14 protein-coding genes are annotated in these 14,153 nt (G+C 65.5%); 5 read left to right on the forward strand and 9 right to left on the reverse strand.

The window, feature by feature from the left end:
• Positions 1-44: 44 nt before the first annotated feature.
• The gene (locus tag C1876_RS01385) at positions 45-959 is read left to right on the forward strand and encodes a LysR family transcriptional regulator (protein WP_158544530.1); all 915 of its coding nucleotides are present in this window, start codon (positions 45-47) and stop codon (positions 957-959) included.
• 61 nt (positions 960-1,020) lie between these two features.
• The gene (locus tag C1876_RS01390) at positions 1,021-1,248 is read left to right on the forward strand and encodes a phenylalanyl-tRNA synthetase subunit alpha (protein ID WP_227113932.1); all 228 of its coding nucleotides are present in this window, start codon (positions 1,021-1,023) and stop codon (positions 1,246-1,248) included.
• 67 nt (positions 1,249-1,315) lie between these two features.
• Here C1876_RS01390 and C1876_RS01395 read toward each other — a convergent pair whose 3' ends face one another.
• Positions 1,316-3,211 (reverse strand): flavocytochrome c, encoded by a 1,896-nt coding sequence (locus C1876_RS01395; protein WP_114544941.1) that lies wholly within the window; start codon positions 3,209-3,211, stop codon positions 1,316-1,318.
• Positions 3,212-3,394: 183 nt separating this feature from the next.
• Here C1876_RS01395 and C1876_RS01400 point away from each other — a divergent pair, with 183 nt between their 5' ends.
• Positions 3,395-4,372 (forward strand): FAD:protein FMN transferase, encoded by a 978-nt coding sequence (locus tag C1876_RS01400; RefSeq protein ID WP_114544942.1) that lies wholly within the window; start codon positions 3,395-3,397, stop codon positions 4,370-4,372.
• Between the two features lie 142 nt (positions 4,373-4,514).
• Here C1876_RS01400 and C1876_RS01405 read toward each other — a convergent pair whose 3' ends face one another.
• Both C1876_RS01405 and C1876_RS01410 read right to left on the reverse strand, forming a co-directional pair.
• Positions 4,515-5,927: a response regulator transcription factor gene (locus C1876_RS01405; RefSeq protein WP_114545050.1), complete on the reverse strand. Its 1,413-nt coding sequence runs from the start codon at positions 5,925-5,927 to the stop codon at positions 4,515-4,517.
• 155 nt (positions 5,928-6,082) lie between these two features.
• Positions 6,083-6,427, reverse strand: coding sequence for a Veg family protein (locus C1876_RS01410; protein ID WP_114544943.1), 345 nt, complete (start codon positions 6,425-6,427; stop codon positions 6,083-6,085).
• Positions 6,428-6,673: 246 nt separating this feature from the next.
• Between C1876_RS01410 and C1876_RS01415 the strand changes: the two genes are divergently transcribed.
• The gene (locus C1876_RS01415) at positions 6,674-8,182 is read left to right on the forward strand and encodes a YfcC family protein (RefSeq protein ID WP_114544944.1); all 1,509 of its coding nucleotides are present in this window, start codon (positions 6,674-6,676) and stop codon (positions 8,180-8,182) included.
• Positions 8,183-8,248: 66 nt separating this feature from the next.
• A complete protein-coding gene (locus C1876_RS01420) occupies positions 8,249-8,506 on the forward strand; it encodes a hypothetical protein (RefSeq protein WP_211309478.1) in 258 nt (85 codons plus the stop codon).
• Here C1876_RS01420 and C1876_RS01425 read toward each other — a convergent pair.
• From C1876_RS01425 to metG, 6 genes are all read right to left on the reverse strand, one after another.
• Positions 8,503-9,444 (reverse strand): serine hydrolase domain-containing protein, encoded by a 942-nt coding sequence (locus C1876_RS01425; protein ID WP_114544945.1) that lies wholly within the window; start codon positions 9,442-9,444, stop codon positions 8,503-8,505. The genes C1876_RS01420 and C1876_RS01425 overlap by 4 nt on opposite strands.
• Before the next feature lie 128 nt (positions 9,445-9,572).
• Entirely contained in the window at positions 9,573-10,490 is a 918-nt protein-coding gene (gene rsmA / locus C1876_RS01430; RefSeq protein ID WP_114544946.1) for a 16S rRNA (adenine(1518)-N(6)/adenine(1519)-N(6))-dimethyltransferase RsmA, read from the reverse strand.
• The gene (locus tag C1876_RS01435) at positions 10,487-11,128 is read right to left on the reverse strand and encodes a flavodoxin family protein (RefSeq protein ID WP_114544947.1); all 642 of its coding nucleotides are present in this window, start codon (positions 11,126-11,128) and stop codon (positions 10,487-10,489) included. Before C1876_RS01435 ends, rsmA begins: the two co-directional genes overlap by 4 nt.
• Complete coding sequence (locus tag C1876_RS01440) at positions 11,125-11,787, reverse strand: TatD family hydrolase (protein WP_114544948.1); 663 nt, start codon at positions 11,785-11,787, stop codon at positions 11,125-11,127. Before C1876_RS01440 ends, C1876_RS01435 begins: the two co-directional genes overlap by 4 nt.
• 18 nt (positions 11,788-11,805) lie before the next feature.
• The gene (locus C1876_RS01445; RefSeq protein ID WP_211309479.1) at positions 11,806-12,102 is read right to left on the reverse strand and encodes a nitrate ABC transporter substrate-binding protein; all 297 of its coding nucleotides are present in this window, start codon (positions 12,100-12,102) and stop codon (positions 11,806-11,808) included.
• Positions 12,103-12,232: 130 nt separating this feature from the next.
• Positions 12,233-13,822 carry a methionine--tRNA ligase gene (gene metG, locus C1876_RS01450; protein WP_114544950.1) on the reverse strand — a complete coding sequence of 530 codons (1,590 nt, stop codon included), beginning with the start codon at positions 13,820-13,822 and terminating at the stop codon, positions 12,233-12,235.
• Positions 13,823-14,153: the final 331 nt, after the last annotated feature.

The following is a 14,153-nucleotide window of genomic DNA, read 5'->3' on the forward strand; positions in this document are numbered from 1 at the left end:
CAAGGAGATTACCGAGAGCGTCCCTTACCGAAAGAGTCAACGTCGTGAATATCAGTCAATTGGAGTATTTCGTGACCACCGTGCAGTACGGTAGCTTCACCATGGCCGCGAAAGAGCTGTTCGTTACTCCGCAGGCTGTGTCGAAATCGGTGGGCGATCTTGAGCGCGAATTGCATGTGCAGCTGTGCGAGAAGTCGGGGCGCTGCGTCAAGCCGACCGAGTTCGGGCGCATGTTCGCGGCGCGGGCATCGGAGGCACTCTCATGCCTCGTGGATTTGGAGACGCTCGCGAAGCATCAGGAGCGCTTCGAGTCGGACGAAGGTCGCATCTCGTTGGCGGTGGCGTGCTCGCCGTGCCGCGGCAACGTCATTCACGCGAGCGACTTCGACGGGTTCGCGAAATCGAACCCGCGCATCACCCTCACCACGACGTACACCTCGAGCGGCGCGTGCTTGGGAGCGGTGGAGGAAGGCGTGGTGGACGCCGCCGTCATGGTGGGTCGCACGAGCAAGCCGGGCATCTCCTCGGTCAAGCTGCTGGCGTACCCGCTGCACGTGGCGATGGCTGCAAGCCATCCGCTGGCGAGCAACGCCACCATTCGGGTCACCGACCTCGAAGGCGTACCGCTTGCCGCGCCCGAAGACCTGCGCTATTGCCGCAGCGTCATCACCGATCACCTGCGCGCCCGCAACGTGGAGCCGCACTATGTGTCGCTCGAACCGTTCGTCGATCGGCATCGGGCGTTCCTCCATGGCGAACGCGGCGTGGTGTTCATGGTGCCCGACCCCGCTATCGACGTGCTGTATCCGTCGGTGGTGTTGCGCCCCGTGCATCAGGACGACTTCATGAGCATCCCGCTGTGCCTGGCCTATGCGGACGGCGTCGAAAACCCCGTGCTACCGCACGTCGAACGATACCTCCTTGCAACCGCGGCGCGCATACGCCGTGAGCTGCGATAAAGCCACCTCGAACCGGAAGGACAACCAGACGAACCCGCACCGACGAGTGCAAACGATAACCATGAGCGAACCAACGGACTTGAAAGGGATGACGTTTATGACCACTCCCGCTGATCGTGAATTGAACAAGCGCCTGATCGAAATCTCGAAGGCGCTCAGCTCCCTCGTATGCGGAGCATCGACCGCCGACGATGTCGTCTACATCAGGGACGAGGCGCTCCGCTCCGTTGCCGAGCAATCGGAAATCGCACGCCTGAGATTGTCCCGCACCGCATCGGGAACGAAATAGCGCGAAGAAGGCCGGCACCCGTACGCGGATGCCGGCCTTCTTCTTGGATAGGGCACGCGGCGATGCGCTACGCGTTCGCCACCGCCGAGGCGCCGGCGATGCGCCCGTACACGATGAGGTCGGTGAACGAGTTGCCGCCCAGACGGTTGCCGCCCTGCACGCCGCCCGTCACCTCGCCTGCGGCGAACAGGCCCGGGATGGGCTCGCCCGCTTCGGTGCACACCTGCGCGTCGGTTGAAATGCACAGACCGCCCATGGTGTAGTGGATGGTGGGGATGCGCTTCGAGGCGTAGTAGGCGGGGTCGGACAGCTCGGTGCCGAGCAGTTCCTTACCGGGCGTGATCTGGGTGTCAGCGCCGGCACGCACGCAGGCGTTGTAACCGTCGACGGTTTCGGCGAGGGCGTCGGCCGGCACGCCGATCTGGTTCGCGAGGTCCTTGATGTCGTCGGCCTTGAAGCTGTGGCCCTGCTCCACGAGTTCGGCGATCTGGTCGGCGCGATCGGACGCGATGTCGGTGGAGTCCACGAGCAGCCACATCTCGTCGTTGGGCTGTTCGAGGATGGCGTCGGCGATGGTGTCGCGGCGCTCGTCCTCGCGGATGAAGCGCTTGCCCTCGTCGTTGACCATCACGTAGTTCTCGACGCCCAGCCAGTTGCCCACGAACGTGGCCACGCCGCCGTTCTGCGGATCGCCGAGCGGGTGGATTTGCACGAGTTCCATGTTGCGCAGGCCCGCGCCGACGCCTTCGCCGAGGCCGAGGCCGTCGCCCGTGGACGAGCACACGTTCGACGAGGGCATTTCCTTCGTCACGCGCTTGTCGTACTCCATGGCCAGCTCGGCGTTGCGAGAGTAGCCGCCCGTGGCCAGCACGACCGACTTCGCCTTCACGGCCACGGAGGCGCCGCTCGACGGACGCGTGCCCGTGACGCCTACCACCTTGCCGCCCTCCTGCGTGAGGCTCTCAACCTTCGCGTCGGTGTAGAGCGTCACCTTGCCGGACTTGTCGGCGCATTCCTTCAGGCACGACACGTAGTAGCTGCCGCCCTGGTCGCCCTTCTTCTCCACCTCGACGGCGTGACCGCGCTGCCACAGGCCGCCGATGGCCGTGAACGGCTCCTGTTCGTAGACGAGGCCGTGGTCTTCCATCCAGTGCACGGCGTCGAGCGCGTTGTCGGCGAGGATGCGCACGAGCGCGGGGTCGCCCAGCTCATCGCCGCCCTCGAACGTTTGCTGGTAGTAGAAGTCGGCCGAATCCTCGATGCCGAGGGGCTCTTGACGCTCGGGGTCGGGCGCGTTGAGCGTGCCCTCGCCGGCGTTCGTGTTGCCGCCGTAGATGTCCATCTTCTCGAGCATGACCACCGTCTTGCCCGCCTCGGCCGCGGTGACGGCCGCCGCGAACGCCGCGCCGCCGGAGCCCACGACGCAGATGTCGCACTCCTCCTCGATGGCGGGCGCGGGCTCCATGCCCGTGTCGGCCTTCTTGAGGGCCTTCACGTCGCCGCCGGCCTGGTCGACGCAGTCGGCGACGGCCGTGGCGAAGGCCATGGACGACAGCGAGGCGCCGGTGACGGTGTCGAAGTTGAGGCTTTGCGACTGGAGGTATTTGTCCTTGAGGATGGAGATGGCGGCATCGCCGATGTTGCGGCTTTCCTCGTGCTCGACCTCGATGGCGTCGATGGCGTTCTCGGAGAAGGTGACCTTCACGTTGATGGCGGCGTTGCGGCCCTCGGCGCTGGCCTCGTACGTGCCCGCCTTGTACGACTGAGCGCCCGCGGCGGCGTTCGCGTCGGCCTTCGGCGCGCAGCCGGCCAGGCCGAGCATGGCGAGCGCCATGGTGGCGGCGCTGCCGCAGATGAACTGACGGCGGTTGAGCTGGAAGCGCGTGCGCACATTCGACTCGATGCGGCTCATGGCTTCTTCCATGCGCTGACGGGCGGCGATTTCGTTCGGATTCTGAATCATGGCTCCTCCTTGGTTCGGCTCTTCTTCCCTCTCGCAATCGGCTGAGCGGGAGATCGGGGAGGGGGAGCTCACGCCGATTGCGATGGGTCCATGATGCGTTCGCTTCGGCGTGGGGCATAGTACACGGACGGGGTGTTTTCGCAGGTTGCGCCATGACACGAACCGGGTGATATACTGTGCGGCATGGAAAATCAACACGCATACGACCCCATTCCGCTCGAGGACGTGCACGAAACGCACGGCCCCAACGAAGCGGGCATGGTGACGCATCAGTTCTACGCGTTCAACACCGTTATCACCCTGCAAGCCTACGCGCCCCTCGACCGCTGCCTGCCGGCGTTCGGCGCCGCGCGCGCGGCGAGCCGCACGTTCGAGCGCCGGCTGTCGCGAACCCTGCCGCACTCCGACATCTCGCGGCTGAACGCGGCCGAGGGCGCGCGCGTGAGCATCGCCGACGATACGGCCGAGCTGCTGCGCGCGGCCATCGGGTACTGCGCGGATAGCGAGGGGCTGTTCGACATCACGGTGGGCTCGGTGGTGCGGCTGTGGAACTTCCACGAGAGCGTCGTGCCCGAGCGCGCGGCGGTGGAGCGGGCGCTGGCGCACGTGGATTGGCGGACGCTCCATGTTGGCGAGGCTGGCGAAGGGGTTGGCGCGTGGGCGCAGCTGGCCGATCCGCAGGCGGCCGTCGACGTGGGCGGAATTGCGAAGGGGTGGATTGCCGACAGGCTATCGGCGCTGCTGGTGCAGCACGGGCTGGAATCGTTCGTGGTGAATCTCGGCGGCAACGTGATGGCGCACGGGGCGAAGCCGGATGGCAGCCCGTGGCGCGTCGGACTGCAGGACCCGCGCACGAAAGGCGGCGTGGTGGGCGCCGTAGCCGTGCGCAACGCCTCGGCCGTGACGAGCGGCGTGTACGAGCGCTGCTTCGAGCGCGACGGGAAGTTCTACCACCACATCCTCGACCCGAAGACGGGCTTCCCCGCCGAAACGGACGCCGCGGGCGCAACGGTGATCGCCGAGCGCTCGATCGACGCCGAGGGCTTTTCGACGACGCTGCTGGCAATGGGAATCGAACGCGGAACCGCATTCGCGAAGGAGCACCCGGCGATTTTGGGAGCGTATTTCGTGGATCGGGATGGAGTGGTGTCGGGGGGATAGGGGTCTGTTTTTTGGCGCGCGGGGGCGCTTGCTTGTTGGGAGGGGCATGCGCGCCGATGGTGCGACCTGCGGGTTGATTCGTCGGCGCGCAGCGCCGCAAGGGACTAGGAAGGCGCCGAGCGCGCCATGGGAAAGAGGGGCGCTATCCCCGTGCTATCAGGTCCAGGATTTCTTGCTTTGAATGTACGTCCAGCTTTGCGTAGAGGTGCTTCGAGTGGGACCTCACCGTGTTTTCGCTGATGAAGAGGCTTTCGGCTATGTAGCTTTTCGAGCGGCCCTTGCAGAGCAGTTGGAGCACTTCCACCTCGCGGGCCGTCAGGCCGAACTCGTTGCCAAGTGCCATGCAGCCTTCGTCGATGCGGGCGAACATGGATTGCTCGGGCGTGGGGCCTTCGAGATCGGCGAAGATGCGGCGCTGCGAGAAGTTCCCCTCGTTGAGCGCGAACACGGCGGCGATGGTGAGCAGGTACGCCAGGATGAGCAGCACGGTGGAGCCTGCGCCGTGGAGCCCTTCGAGCTTGCCGCACACCTCTCCCAGCGCGAACGGCAGCGAGTAGGCGATCCAACCCGAGCCGAAGATGACATAGGGCGACGTGCGCGAATGGTGCGCCACGTCGGCGAGCATCGTCCAAAACAGCATGACCACGAGCGTCTGCGCGATGAAGATGAGCACGAGCGCCCACCCTGCCCACGCCGCGCCGATGACCGGCAGGAAGAACAGCCCCGTAGCCGTGAACAGCAGGATCGCCCGCCACAGGCTGGAAAAGCGCAGCAGGCCCCCCTTCGCGAACACCCACCAGAGCACGCCAAGCGCCACGATCACCTCGGCGCCGTGATGGACCGACGTCAGCATCCAGAACGGCGTGGGATCGGCCTCGATGGGCATACCCTGGATAACGCCGATGATGAGGCTGTACGCCGCCACGCCGAACAGGATTTTCCACGGGATGGACGTGGGGTTCTGATCGTAGAACAGGCGCGGCTCGCGTTCCACCGGCGGCTGCTTGCGCTGCGCGCGGCGCGCAAGCGCAGCCGAGACGAACGGCAGCGCCATGAGCACGATGACCGCGGGGATGGGCGGCAGCAGGTCGATGGGCACCTTGAGGGCCGAGCCCACCGCCATGGCGCAGAAGATGCACGCGATGGAATCGCGGATGTCGAGTTTCGCGTAGAACGGCGCCCACTGCAGGTACAGCCACGCCACGCCGATGCCGGCAGCTCCCGCCGCAACGACGGCGCTCGCCGCTCCCGTGAAGGGCAGCGGCACGACCAGCAGCACGGTGGCCGCCGCTTGCAGCGCCGCAAGCGGCCAATCGAGCTTGGGAGCGACGCGCTGCGCCTTCCCCTTCCACGCCAACAGCATTACCACCAGCATGAACGCCGAGAGCGCAATGTACAGGGGGATGCCGGTGATCACGCCGCCGAAGCCGAGGCCCGCGCGGTGCGCCACGCAGTAGATCCACACATGCGGAGCGCAAATGCCCATGTACGCCACGTCGAAGTGACGCAGCACGTACGGCAGGCGCACGCCTTCCTTCGCCTCGTTCTCCGCCATGCTCCCCTCCTCCACGTTCGTTGCGAGCTTGCTCCCGGTTTCCGCCATGCACATTCTATACGCTGACCTCTCCGCATTGCACTGAAAACCGCGCCCGAAAACAAAAACGGGTGCCGCCTGCGCGACACCCGTCATCGTGTTGAGTGAAAGGCCTGCTACGACAGGACCTTCTCCTCTTCCTGCTCGTCCATGCTGTCCTGCGCGACCATGCTCTCGGCAGGCTCGGGCACGAACGGCTCGAACAGCGGCTCGCCGTTCTGGGACAGCTCCACCATGCCGGTCAGCACGTCGACGTACTGGTACGACTGGCGGGACGTGCGGCCGCGCTTGCGATCCACCTCGAGGATGAACAGCTGCGGGTGCACCTGCATGAGAACGCCTTCGCTCTCGACGATTTTCGAACGACCCATGTTGGCACGCACTTTAAGGCGTTGACCGACGAAGTCATGTAACGTATCATGAATGGAGTCGACGATTTTGGCTTGTTTCGCTAAATCCATGCTCACTCTTTCTCGCGTATGCCGTGTGCAGAAATGACAGCCTAAAATTATACCACCTAAGTCAATACTCTACAGAATCTGCACGGATTGTCCCCAAATACATAACAGTTCGTTCATATGCCACACGTGCGCCGCTCGGTGCGTCAACCCCTAAAACAGCTGTTGAACCAGGACATACTCGTCCTTCGCGGGCCGTGCGCCGCCTATACTTTCCCCATCGCATTCGACGCTGCAAAGGGGATATCCATGGCCGCAACGGAAGAGAAGAAGCAGCGCGAGCCGCTCTCTTCGTACAGCATTCTGTTCATCATCATCTTCGCGGTGGGCATCATCACCGTCATCTGCTCGTTCGTCACACCCGAGATTTCCGCCGCTTCGCTCCCCGACATCCTGGACTCGTCGGTCGAGGGCCTCATCGATGCGGCCGAAATCTCGTTCTTCCTGCTCATCCTTGGCGGATGCCTGGGCATCGTCACGAAAATCGGCGCGCTCAACGCGGGCATCACCGCGCTCGTGCGCACCATGAAGGGGCACGAGCTGCTGCTCATTCCCATCATCATGGCCATCTTCGCCGTGCTGGGCAGCTCGTACGGATTCTGCGAGGAAGCGGTGCCGTTCTACGCGCTGCTGTCCATGACCATGGTGGCCGCGGGGTTCGATACGATGGTGGCCTCGGCGACGGTGCTGCTGGGCTCGGGCGTCGGCTGCCTCGGTGCCACCGTCAACCCCTTCGCGAACGGCGTGGCCATCGACATGCTGCGCCAATCGGGTGTGGACGTGAACACCGGCACCACTATCATCCTGGGCCTCGTGCTGCTGGCGGCATCCTACGCCATCGCCGTGTTCTTCGTCATGCGCTACGCCAAGAAGGTGAAGCACGACAAGGGGTCCACCATCCTGTCGCTTCAGGAGCAGAAGGCCATGGACGAGGCGTTCGGCCCCGCGGCGCACACCGCCAAGAAGCTGGAGAAGGCCGAAGACGAGGGCGAGGAACTCGATCCCAACGCACCCATGACCGGCGTGCAGAAGGTGACGATCGTTCTGTTCGGACTCGCGTTTCTGGTGATGATCGTCGGGTTCATCCCCTGGCAGAACTTCGGCGTGGACCTGTTCGCGCTCGGCGGCGTGTTCGACCCCGTGAGCGAAACGTGGACGACCCTGCCGTGGTCGGCGTGGATCACAGGCGCGCCGCTGGGCGAATGGTACTTCAAGGACGCGTCGGTGTGGTTTTTGCTCATGTCCGTGATCATCGGCGTGGTGGCGCATATGTCCGAGAGCAAGCTCGTGAACACCTGGATCGACGGCGCGGCCGACATGGTGGGCGTGGCGCTGGTGGTGGGCCTCGCGCGCGCCATCGCCATCCTCATGGAATCCACCCACCTCGACGTGGTCATCCTGGACAACGCCTCGCAGCTGCTGCAGGGCTCGAGCGCCGTGGTGTTCGCGCCCGTGGCGTACCTCATCTTCCTGGGGCTGTCGTTCATCATCACCTCCTCCTCGGCGCTGGCTACCATCTCCATGCCGCTCATGGGATCGCTGGCCACCTCGCTGTCGTTCTCGCCCGACGTGGTGGTCATGCTGTTCGTGGCCGCCAACGGCCTGGCGAACCTGTTCAGCCCTACGGCAGCGTTCCTACCGGGCCTGATGATGGCGAAGGTGGAATACTCCACGTGGCTCAAGTGGGCCGTCGTGCCCATCGCCGTCATCGGCGTGGTGAGCGTGGTCATCCTGACCGGCGCGATGATGCTGTTGTGACGCCGGGCGCCGCCCGACGCGCGTGCTAGAATAGCCGCACGACGTCGGACGGACGAAAGGGTGCGGGTGAGCTCGGACAAGCACAAGCTCAAACACAAGGAGAAGCAGCAGAAGAAGGCGAAGAAGCGCGCGAAGGCAGCGGCAGCCATGCTCGGCGAGCGCACGTGCCCCTGCTGCAAGAAGCACTGTCCCCTCGTGAAGCCGAAGTGCAGCAAGGGCAAAGCCGTGTGCGCGAAGGTGCTCGGGGACGCGGGCGAGGGCAAGGGTAAGGGTAAGGGTAAGGGTAAGGGTAAGGGCAAAAACGCCGGCGCCGGCAAGCGCTAGGCGTCGAAGTGCGGCTCGATGCAGGAGCGGATGAACGCAATGCGGTCGGGAATGCGCGGTTTGAACAGCGACGCGATGGCCACCACGAGGTTCTTGCGCCGGTTGCAATAGACGACGTTGCCGCCGTCGCCCATCGCCGCGAAGATTCCCTCGTCGGCATCGACGACCCACCACAGGTAGCCGTAGCTCAGGTCCCGCTCCTCCCAACGCGCGTGCTCGCGCAGGCACGTGTCGAGCCACGCCTTCGACACGATGCGCTCGCCCTCCCACACGCCTTCGCCCACGCACAGCTGCCCGATCTTCGCCATGTCGCGCGCCGTGAGCGTGAGGCCCCATCCGGCGGTGTTCACGCCCTGCGGGTCGGCCACCCACCCGCTGCGGCCGGTGGTTTTGTTGAACGCGAGCTGCTCGTCCTTGCTCTTGAACGTGATGCGGCCCGCCACGGAAATGCCGAGCGGCTCGAACAGGTGCGTGCGGGCGAAGTCGAGCGCCGAGCGCTCCGTTGCCTGTGCGAGGATGCCCGTGAGCACGTCCGGGCCGATGAGCGGCGCGTAGCGGAACTCTCCCACCCGCCCCTTGCCGCCCATGAGGTCGAGTGCGGCGCACACCCAGCTCTCGCTTGAGAAGTACTTCGTGTAGGGGGCCGACCGGTACTTGTAGGGCACCGTCATGGTGAGCAGGTCTTCGATGGTGATGCGCGGCAGGGTTTTCTCGCCGCGTTTGACCGGGTAGGCGGGGAAGAACTCGAGCACGCGCTGATCGACGCTTTCGAGGCAGCCCTTGTCGAAGGCGATGCCGAATAGCAGCGCCACCACGCTCTTCGTCACCGAGAACACGTGGACGGCGGTGTGCGCGTCGCACCCGTTGCCGTACGATTCGTGGACGATCGTTCCGTCTTTGAGCACCACCATTCCGGCGATGTTATCGCTGTCGCGCATGGGAACCCCTTTCGTTCCCACCACCCTAGGGCCATTAAAAATGGAATGCAACACCTGTTCTTAAAAGCCCGATGTTTCACGTGAAACATCGGGCTGCAAGAGCGGGACTCAGCGGGGTTCGGCGGGGGCTAGGCGAGGTCTTGGTAGGCTTTGCCGAGGCGGACGAAGGCGGGGACGTCGAGGGTTTCGCCGCGCAGCTTGGGATCGATGCCCGCGCGCTCGAACAGCTGCGGGAGCGCCGCGATGATGCGCGCGCCGGCCGCGCCGCGACCGGCGAAGTAGGTTTTGCAGGAGTTCGACAGCGTCTTGCGACGCGTGGCGAAGGCAGCTTCGGCCATGGTGCACGCGGCGGCGATGGCGACCGCATCGAGCGGGACGCCGGCGTCGTCGCAGACGGGACGGCGGTTGAGGCGCAGCACGGCGCTGTCGACGCGCGGCGGCGGGAAGAAGTTGCCGGGACCGACGGCGAAGCGCCCGGCCGGCTCGGCGTACAGGCGCAGTTTCACCGTGTAGGCGCCGTAGTTCTTCGACCCGGGACGGGCGGCCATGCGGTCGGCCACTTCCTTCTGCACCATGATGGTGGCGCTGTCGAGCGACGGGAACAGCTCGAAGTAGTCGAGCACAACGGTGGCCGCCACCGCATAGGGCAGGTTCGCCACGAACTTGTTGGGAAGCGCGCCCGACGCTTCGGCGCGGGCCGCCTGCACGTCCTCCGTTGTCAGATCGAGGGCGTCTTTGCTGATGAGGGTGAAGCGGTCGGACCAGGGGGCGAGGGTTTCGACGAGCACGGCGGGCAGGTCGGGGTCGCGCTCCACCGACAGCACGCGGCCGGCGGTTTTCAGCAGCGCGATGGTGAGCGTGCCGATGCCGGGCCCCACCTCAAGCACGTAGTCGTCGGGCTTGAGGTCGGCCAGGGTGACGATCTTCTGGAGGATGCCGTCGTTGATGAGGAAGTTCTGCCCGAGCGAGTACTTCGTCGACAGGCCGTGCGCCTCGAGCGTGGCACGCGTCTCGGACACGCTGGCCAGGGGCGAAAGCTTCGTCATCGGGCCTCCCCGGCACCCGCGACGCGCGGGTACGTGCCTTCGGGCCCCGTGCAGGTGCAGGCCGACGCGGGATGCACGCGGCCGTCCGTGAGCACGTTTGCCCCGGTGGGAAGCGCGCCGTCGGCGCTGACGAGCCCCACCCAGTCGTGCACGGACTCGAGCGCGAAGCCGGCCACGGCAAGCGCCGAGCGCACCTCGCCCACAAGCGGGCCGAAGCCGTGCGGGTCGCCGCCCTCCCCCACCACGTACAGGCTGGCGGGGCGCTTGGGCTTCGCGCGCCAATTGGCGTAGAAGTACGGCTGCAGACGATCGAGGAACGCCTTGAGCTGGGACGGCGCGCCGGCGAAGTACACGGGCGACACCAACACGAGCTCGTCGCACGCGTTGAGCAGCGAGCGCACGCGCAGCATGTCGTCGGAGATGATGCAGTACAGCTCGTTGCGGCGGCCGCGGTTGTTCGCGCACGATTCGCATCCCGTGCAGGGCGAGATGCGCACGTCGGCGAGCGAGACGAGCATCACCTCGTCATCGGAGCCCGACGCAGCGGCATCGTCTTCGAATGCGAAGCGGACGGCTTCGGCCACGCCGGCGCTGCGTCCCCGCGCGCGGGGGGATCCGCTGATGATGAGTCGCTTCATGCGATGGGGGCTCCTTTGCTCTTCTGCCAGGCGGTAGCCGGACGATCCAACAGGGCGCGCGCGTTATCCATGAGCTGCGCGATGAACGCTTCGCGCGCGGCCCCCGGCTCGCAGCCGCGCACTTCGGCGAGGCACGCCGCCGTGAACAGTACATGATCGGGCAAGCAGGTCATGCCGCGCATGGGCTCGGGCGTCATGTACGGCGCATCGGTTTCGGTGAGCAGGCGGTTCGCCGGGACGCGCGCGGCCGCCTCGCGGGTGTCGTCGGCGTTCTTGAACGTGAGCGCGCCGCCGAAGGCCACGTAGCAATCGGCCTCCACCCACGGCTCGAGCGTGGCCCAGTCGAGGTTGAAGCAGTGCAGCAGCGTGCCCGCCTCGGGAAAACCCTCCTCGCGCATGATGGCGAGCGCTTCGTCGTGCGCCTCGCGCAGGTGCAGCGCGATGGGCAGGCCGCACTCCTTCGCCAGGCGAATCTGGCGGCGGAACGCGTCGCGCTGATCGTCGCGCGGCGAGAAGTCGTAGTGGTAGTCGAGGCCGATTTCGCCGAGCGCCGACACGCGCGGGTCCATGAGCAGGGCGCGCAGGTCGGCTTCGAGGCCGTCGTTGTAGAACTTCGCGTTGTGCGGGTGGCAGCCCACGGCGATCCGAACCCGCGGCACGCGCGGGAAGGGGTCGCTTCAGGTCCAGCCGACGAAGCGCTTCGCGGCGGCCGCGGCCTCGAAGCGCCACGAGTTGAGGCGGTCGAACGTGGTGGTGCCGTCTTCGAACACATCCACGATGGTGCTGACGAACTCCACCTTGTGCGCCGCGCAGCGCGCGAGCGCGAGCGACGGGTCGGGCAGCAGCTGCAGGTGCGTATGCGTGTCGGCCACCGGGCCCTCGAGCATGGGCGCGTCGATCACGCGATACTTCCCGTGCTTGCGCTTCTGACGGAAGAGCGGGTCGTCGAAGAGAGGCTCATCGGATTCAGGCATGATCACGTCCTTTCTGGGCTCGAGAGAGATTTCTTGCGAGGGGCGCACCCCTCGCAAGGGGCGACCCCCTGTTGCGCGCCGCGGGAGGGTGGTGGACTGGTGGGGCATTCGCGACGCGCAAGGAAGGGGTCTACTCCATGTTGAGATCGATGGCGTCCATGTCCAAACGCGGGAACAGGGGGTCGCCGATCTCCACGGCGTTGCCGGCGGGGAGCTGGCCCCAGGCGGTGGCGGCTTCGATGTCGGTGATGTCCGTCACGGCGCCGAGCGACAGGCGGCGGAAGACCTCGGCCGACGTGTTCGGCATCAAGGGCGCCATGTACAGCGCGATGATGCGGATGGCCTCAAGCGCGTTGTAGATGACTTCGGCCAGCTCGCCGGCGGTTTCCTCGCTCTTCGCGAGGTTCCACGGCGCGCTTTCTTCCACGTACAGGTTCACGCGGCTCGCCAGCTTCTGCACCGCGGCGGCGGCGCGGGTGAAGTCGGCGGCACTCAGGGCGGCATCATATTCGGCGTACAGCTCGTCCGAGATGGCGCGCAGCGGGTTCTCCTTGGCAAGGACCTCGGCGGGCACCTCCGGCACCTGCGCGTCGAAGTACTTCTTCGTCATGTTGAACACGCGGCTGCACAGGTTGCCCCAGGTGTTCGCCAAGTCGGCGTTGTACACCTGCACCATGCGCTCCATGGAGATGGAGCCGTCGGAGCCGAACTGCACATCGCTCATGAAATAGTAGCGGTACGCGTCCACGCCGAACACCTTGCAGAGGTCCGCGGGCTTGAGCGCGTTGCCCTTCGACTTCGACATCTTCTCGCCCTTCGTGAGCAAGAAGCCGTGGCCGAACACCGTGTGCGTGATGGGCATGCCGGCCGCCATGAGCATGGCCGGCCAGATGACGCAGTGGAAGCGGGTGATGTCCTTGCCCACGAAGTGGTACTGCATGGGCCAGCGGCGGTCGAATTCGCCGGCGCGCTCGCCCTCGTCGCCGTAGCCGATGCCGGTGAGGTACGCCAGCAGCGCGTCGGCCCACACGTAGGCCACGTGACCCTCGTCGAAGGGCAGCGGCACGCCCCAGTCGAACGTGCTGCGGCTGATGGACAGGTCCTTCAGTCCGCTCTTCACGAACGACACGATTTCGTTCTTGCGCGTCTCGGGGCGGATGAAGTCGGGGTTCTCCTCGTAGAACGCGAGCAGCTTGTCGCCGAACTCGGACAGCTTGAAGAACCAGTTCTCCTCGCCGCCCGCCTTCTGCACGGGGCGCTTGCAGTCGGGGCACACGAGCTGCCCTTCCTCGTTCTTCTCAAGGTCGCTCTCGGCGTAGTACGTCTCCTCGTGCACGCAGTACCAGCCCTCGTAGCTGCCCTTGTAGCACCAGCCCTTGTCGTAGAGGTCCTGCCAGAACTTCTGCACGGTCACGGCGTGGCGCGGCTCGGTGGTGCGCACGAAGTCGGTGTAGGTGATGCCCAGCATATCCCACGCGTCGCGGAATGCGGGCTCCATGGAATCGCACCAGTCCTGCGGGGTCATGCCCTTGGCCTCGGCCGTGTCGGCCACCTTCTGCCCATGCTCGTCCATACCCGTGACGAACGCGACGTCGTAGCCGTTCATGCGCTGGTAGCGCGCCACGGTGTCGGCCGCGATGGTGGTGTACGCCGTGCCGAGGTGCGGGGCCGCGTTGACGTAGTAAATGGGGGTGGTGAACGAGTAGGTTCCCTTTGACATGGTGTTTCCTTCAATCTCGGGGTCGCGCGGCGCATGATGCCGCGTACGACCGGTTCGGGGCGCAACCGCGAATGATGCGGCGCGCTTGGACAACGCGTTATTGTAGCACGAGGCCGCCCGCGAACCGGCGTCTGCGCAGATCGCACGCGAATGTTTCACGTGAAACATCCGTTCGCTTCGCGTGGACGGCCGCACGTTCCGTTACGAAACCTTAAGATATCCTTACAAGAGACTTAAAGATTGCTTGCATTCTCTGAGGTATCGTTGGAGCAGTGTTGCGGCACCGTATACTAGCTGCAACGAACCGCACCGCCGACCCCGCCGAAGGAGG

The sequence above is a fragment of the Eggerthella sinensis genome, from assembly GCF_003339815.1.
GTDB lineage: Bacteria > Actinomycetota > Coriobacteriia > Coriobacteriales > Eggerthellaceae > Eggerthella > Eggerthella sinensis.

What these genes read in the sequence shown, in the direction of transcription:
- C1876_RS01400 (WP_114544942.1), top strand. Translation starts at nt 3,395, where the DNA reads ATGGAAAATCAACACGCATACGACCCCATTCCGCTCGAGGACGTGCAC.
- C1876_RS01415 (WP_114544944.1), top strand. Translation starts at nt 6,674, where the DNA reads ATGGCCGCAACGGAAGAGAAGAAGCAGCGCGAGCCGCTCTCTTCGTAC.
- metG (WP_114544950.1), bottom strand. Translation starts at nt 13,822, where the DNA reads ATGTCAAAGGGAACCTACTCGTTCACCACCCCCATTTACTACGTCAAC.
- C1876_RS01390 (WP_227113932.1), top strand. Translation starts at nt 1,021, where the DNA reads ATGAGCGAACCAACGGACTTGAAAGGGATGACGTTTATGACCACTCCC.
- C1876_RS01410 (WP_114544943.1), bottom strand. Translation starts at nt 6,427, where the DNA reads ATGGATTTAGCGAAACAAGCCAAAATCGTCGACTCCATTCATGATACG.
- C1876_RS01425 (WP_114544945.1), bottom strand. Translation starts at nt 9,444, where the DNA reads ATGCGCGACAGCGATAACATCGCCGGAATGGTGGTGCTCAAAGACGGA.
- rsmA (WP_114544946.1), bottom strand. Translation starts at nt 10,490, where the DNA reads ATGACGAAGCTTTCGCCCCTGGCCAGCGTGTCCGAGACGCGTGCCACG.
- C1876_RS01395 (WP_114544941.1), bottom strand. Translation starts at nt 3,211, where the DNA reads ATGATTCAGAATCCGAACGAAATCGCCGCCCGTCAGCGCATGGAAGAA.
- C1876_RS01405 (WP_114545050.1), bottom strand. Translation starts at nt 5,927, where the DNA reads ATGGCGGAGAACGAGGCGAAGGAAGGCGTGCGCCTGCCGTACGTGCTG.
- C1876_RS01445 (WP_211309479.1), bottom strand. Translation starts at nt 12,102, where the DNA reads ATGCCTGAATCCGATGAGCCTCTCTTCGACGACCCGCTCTTCCGTCAG.
- C1876_RS01435 (WP_114544947.1), bottom strand. Translation starts at nt 11,128, where the DNA reads ATGAAGCGACTCATCATCAGCGGATCCCCCCGCGCGCGGGGACGCAGC.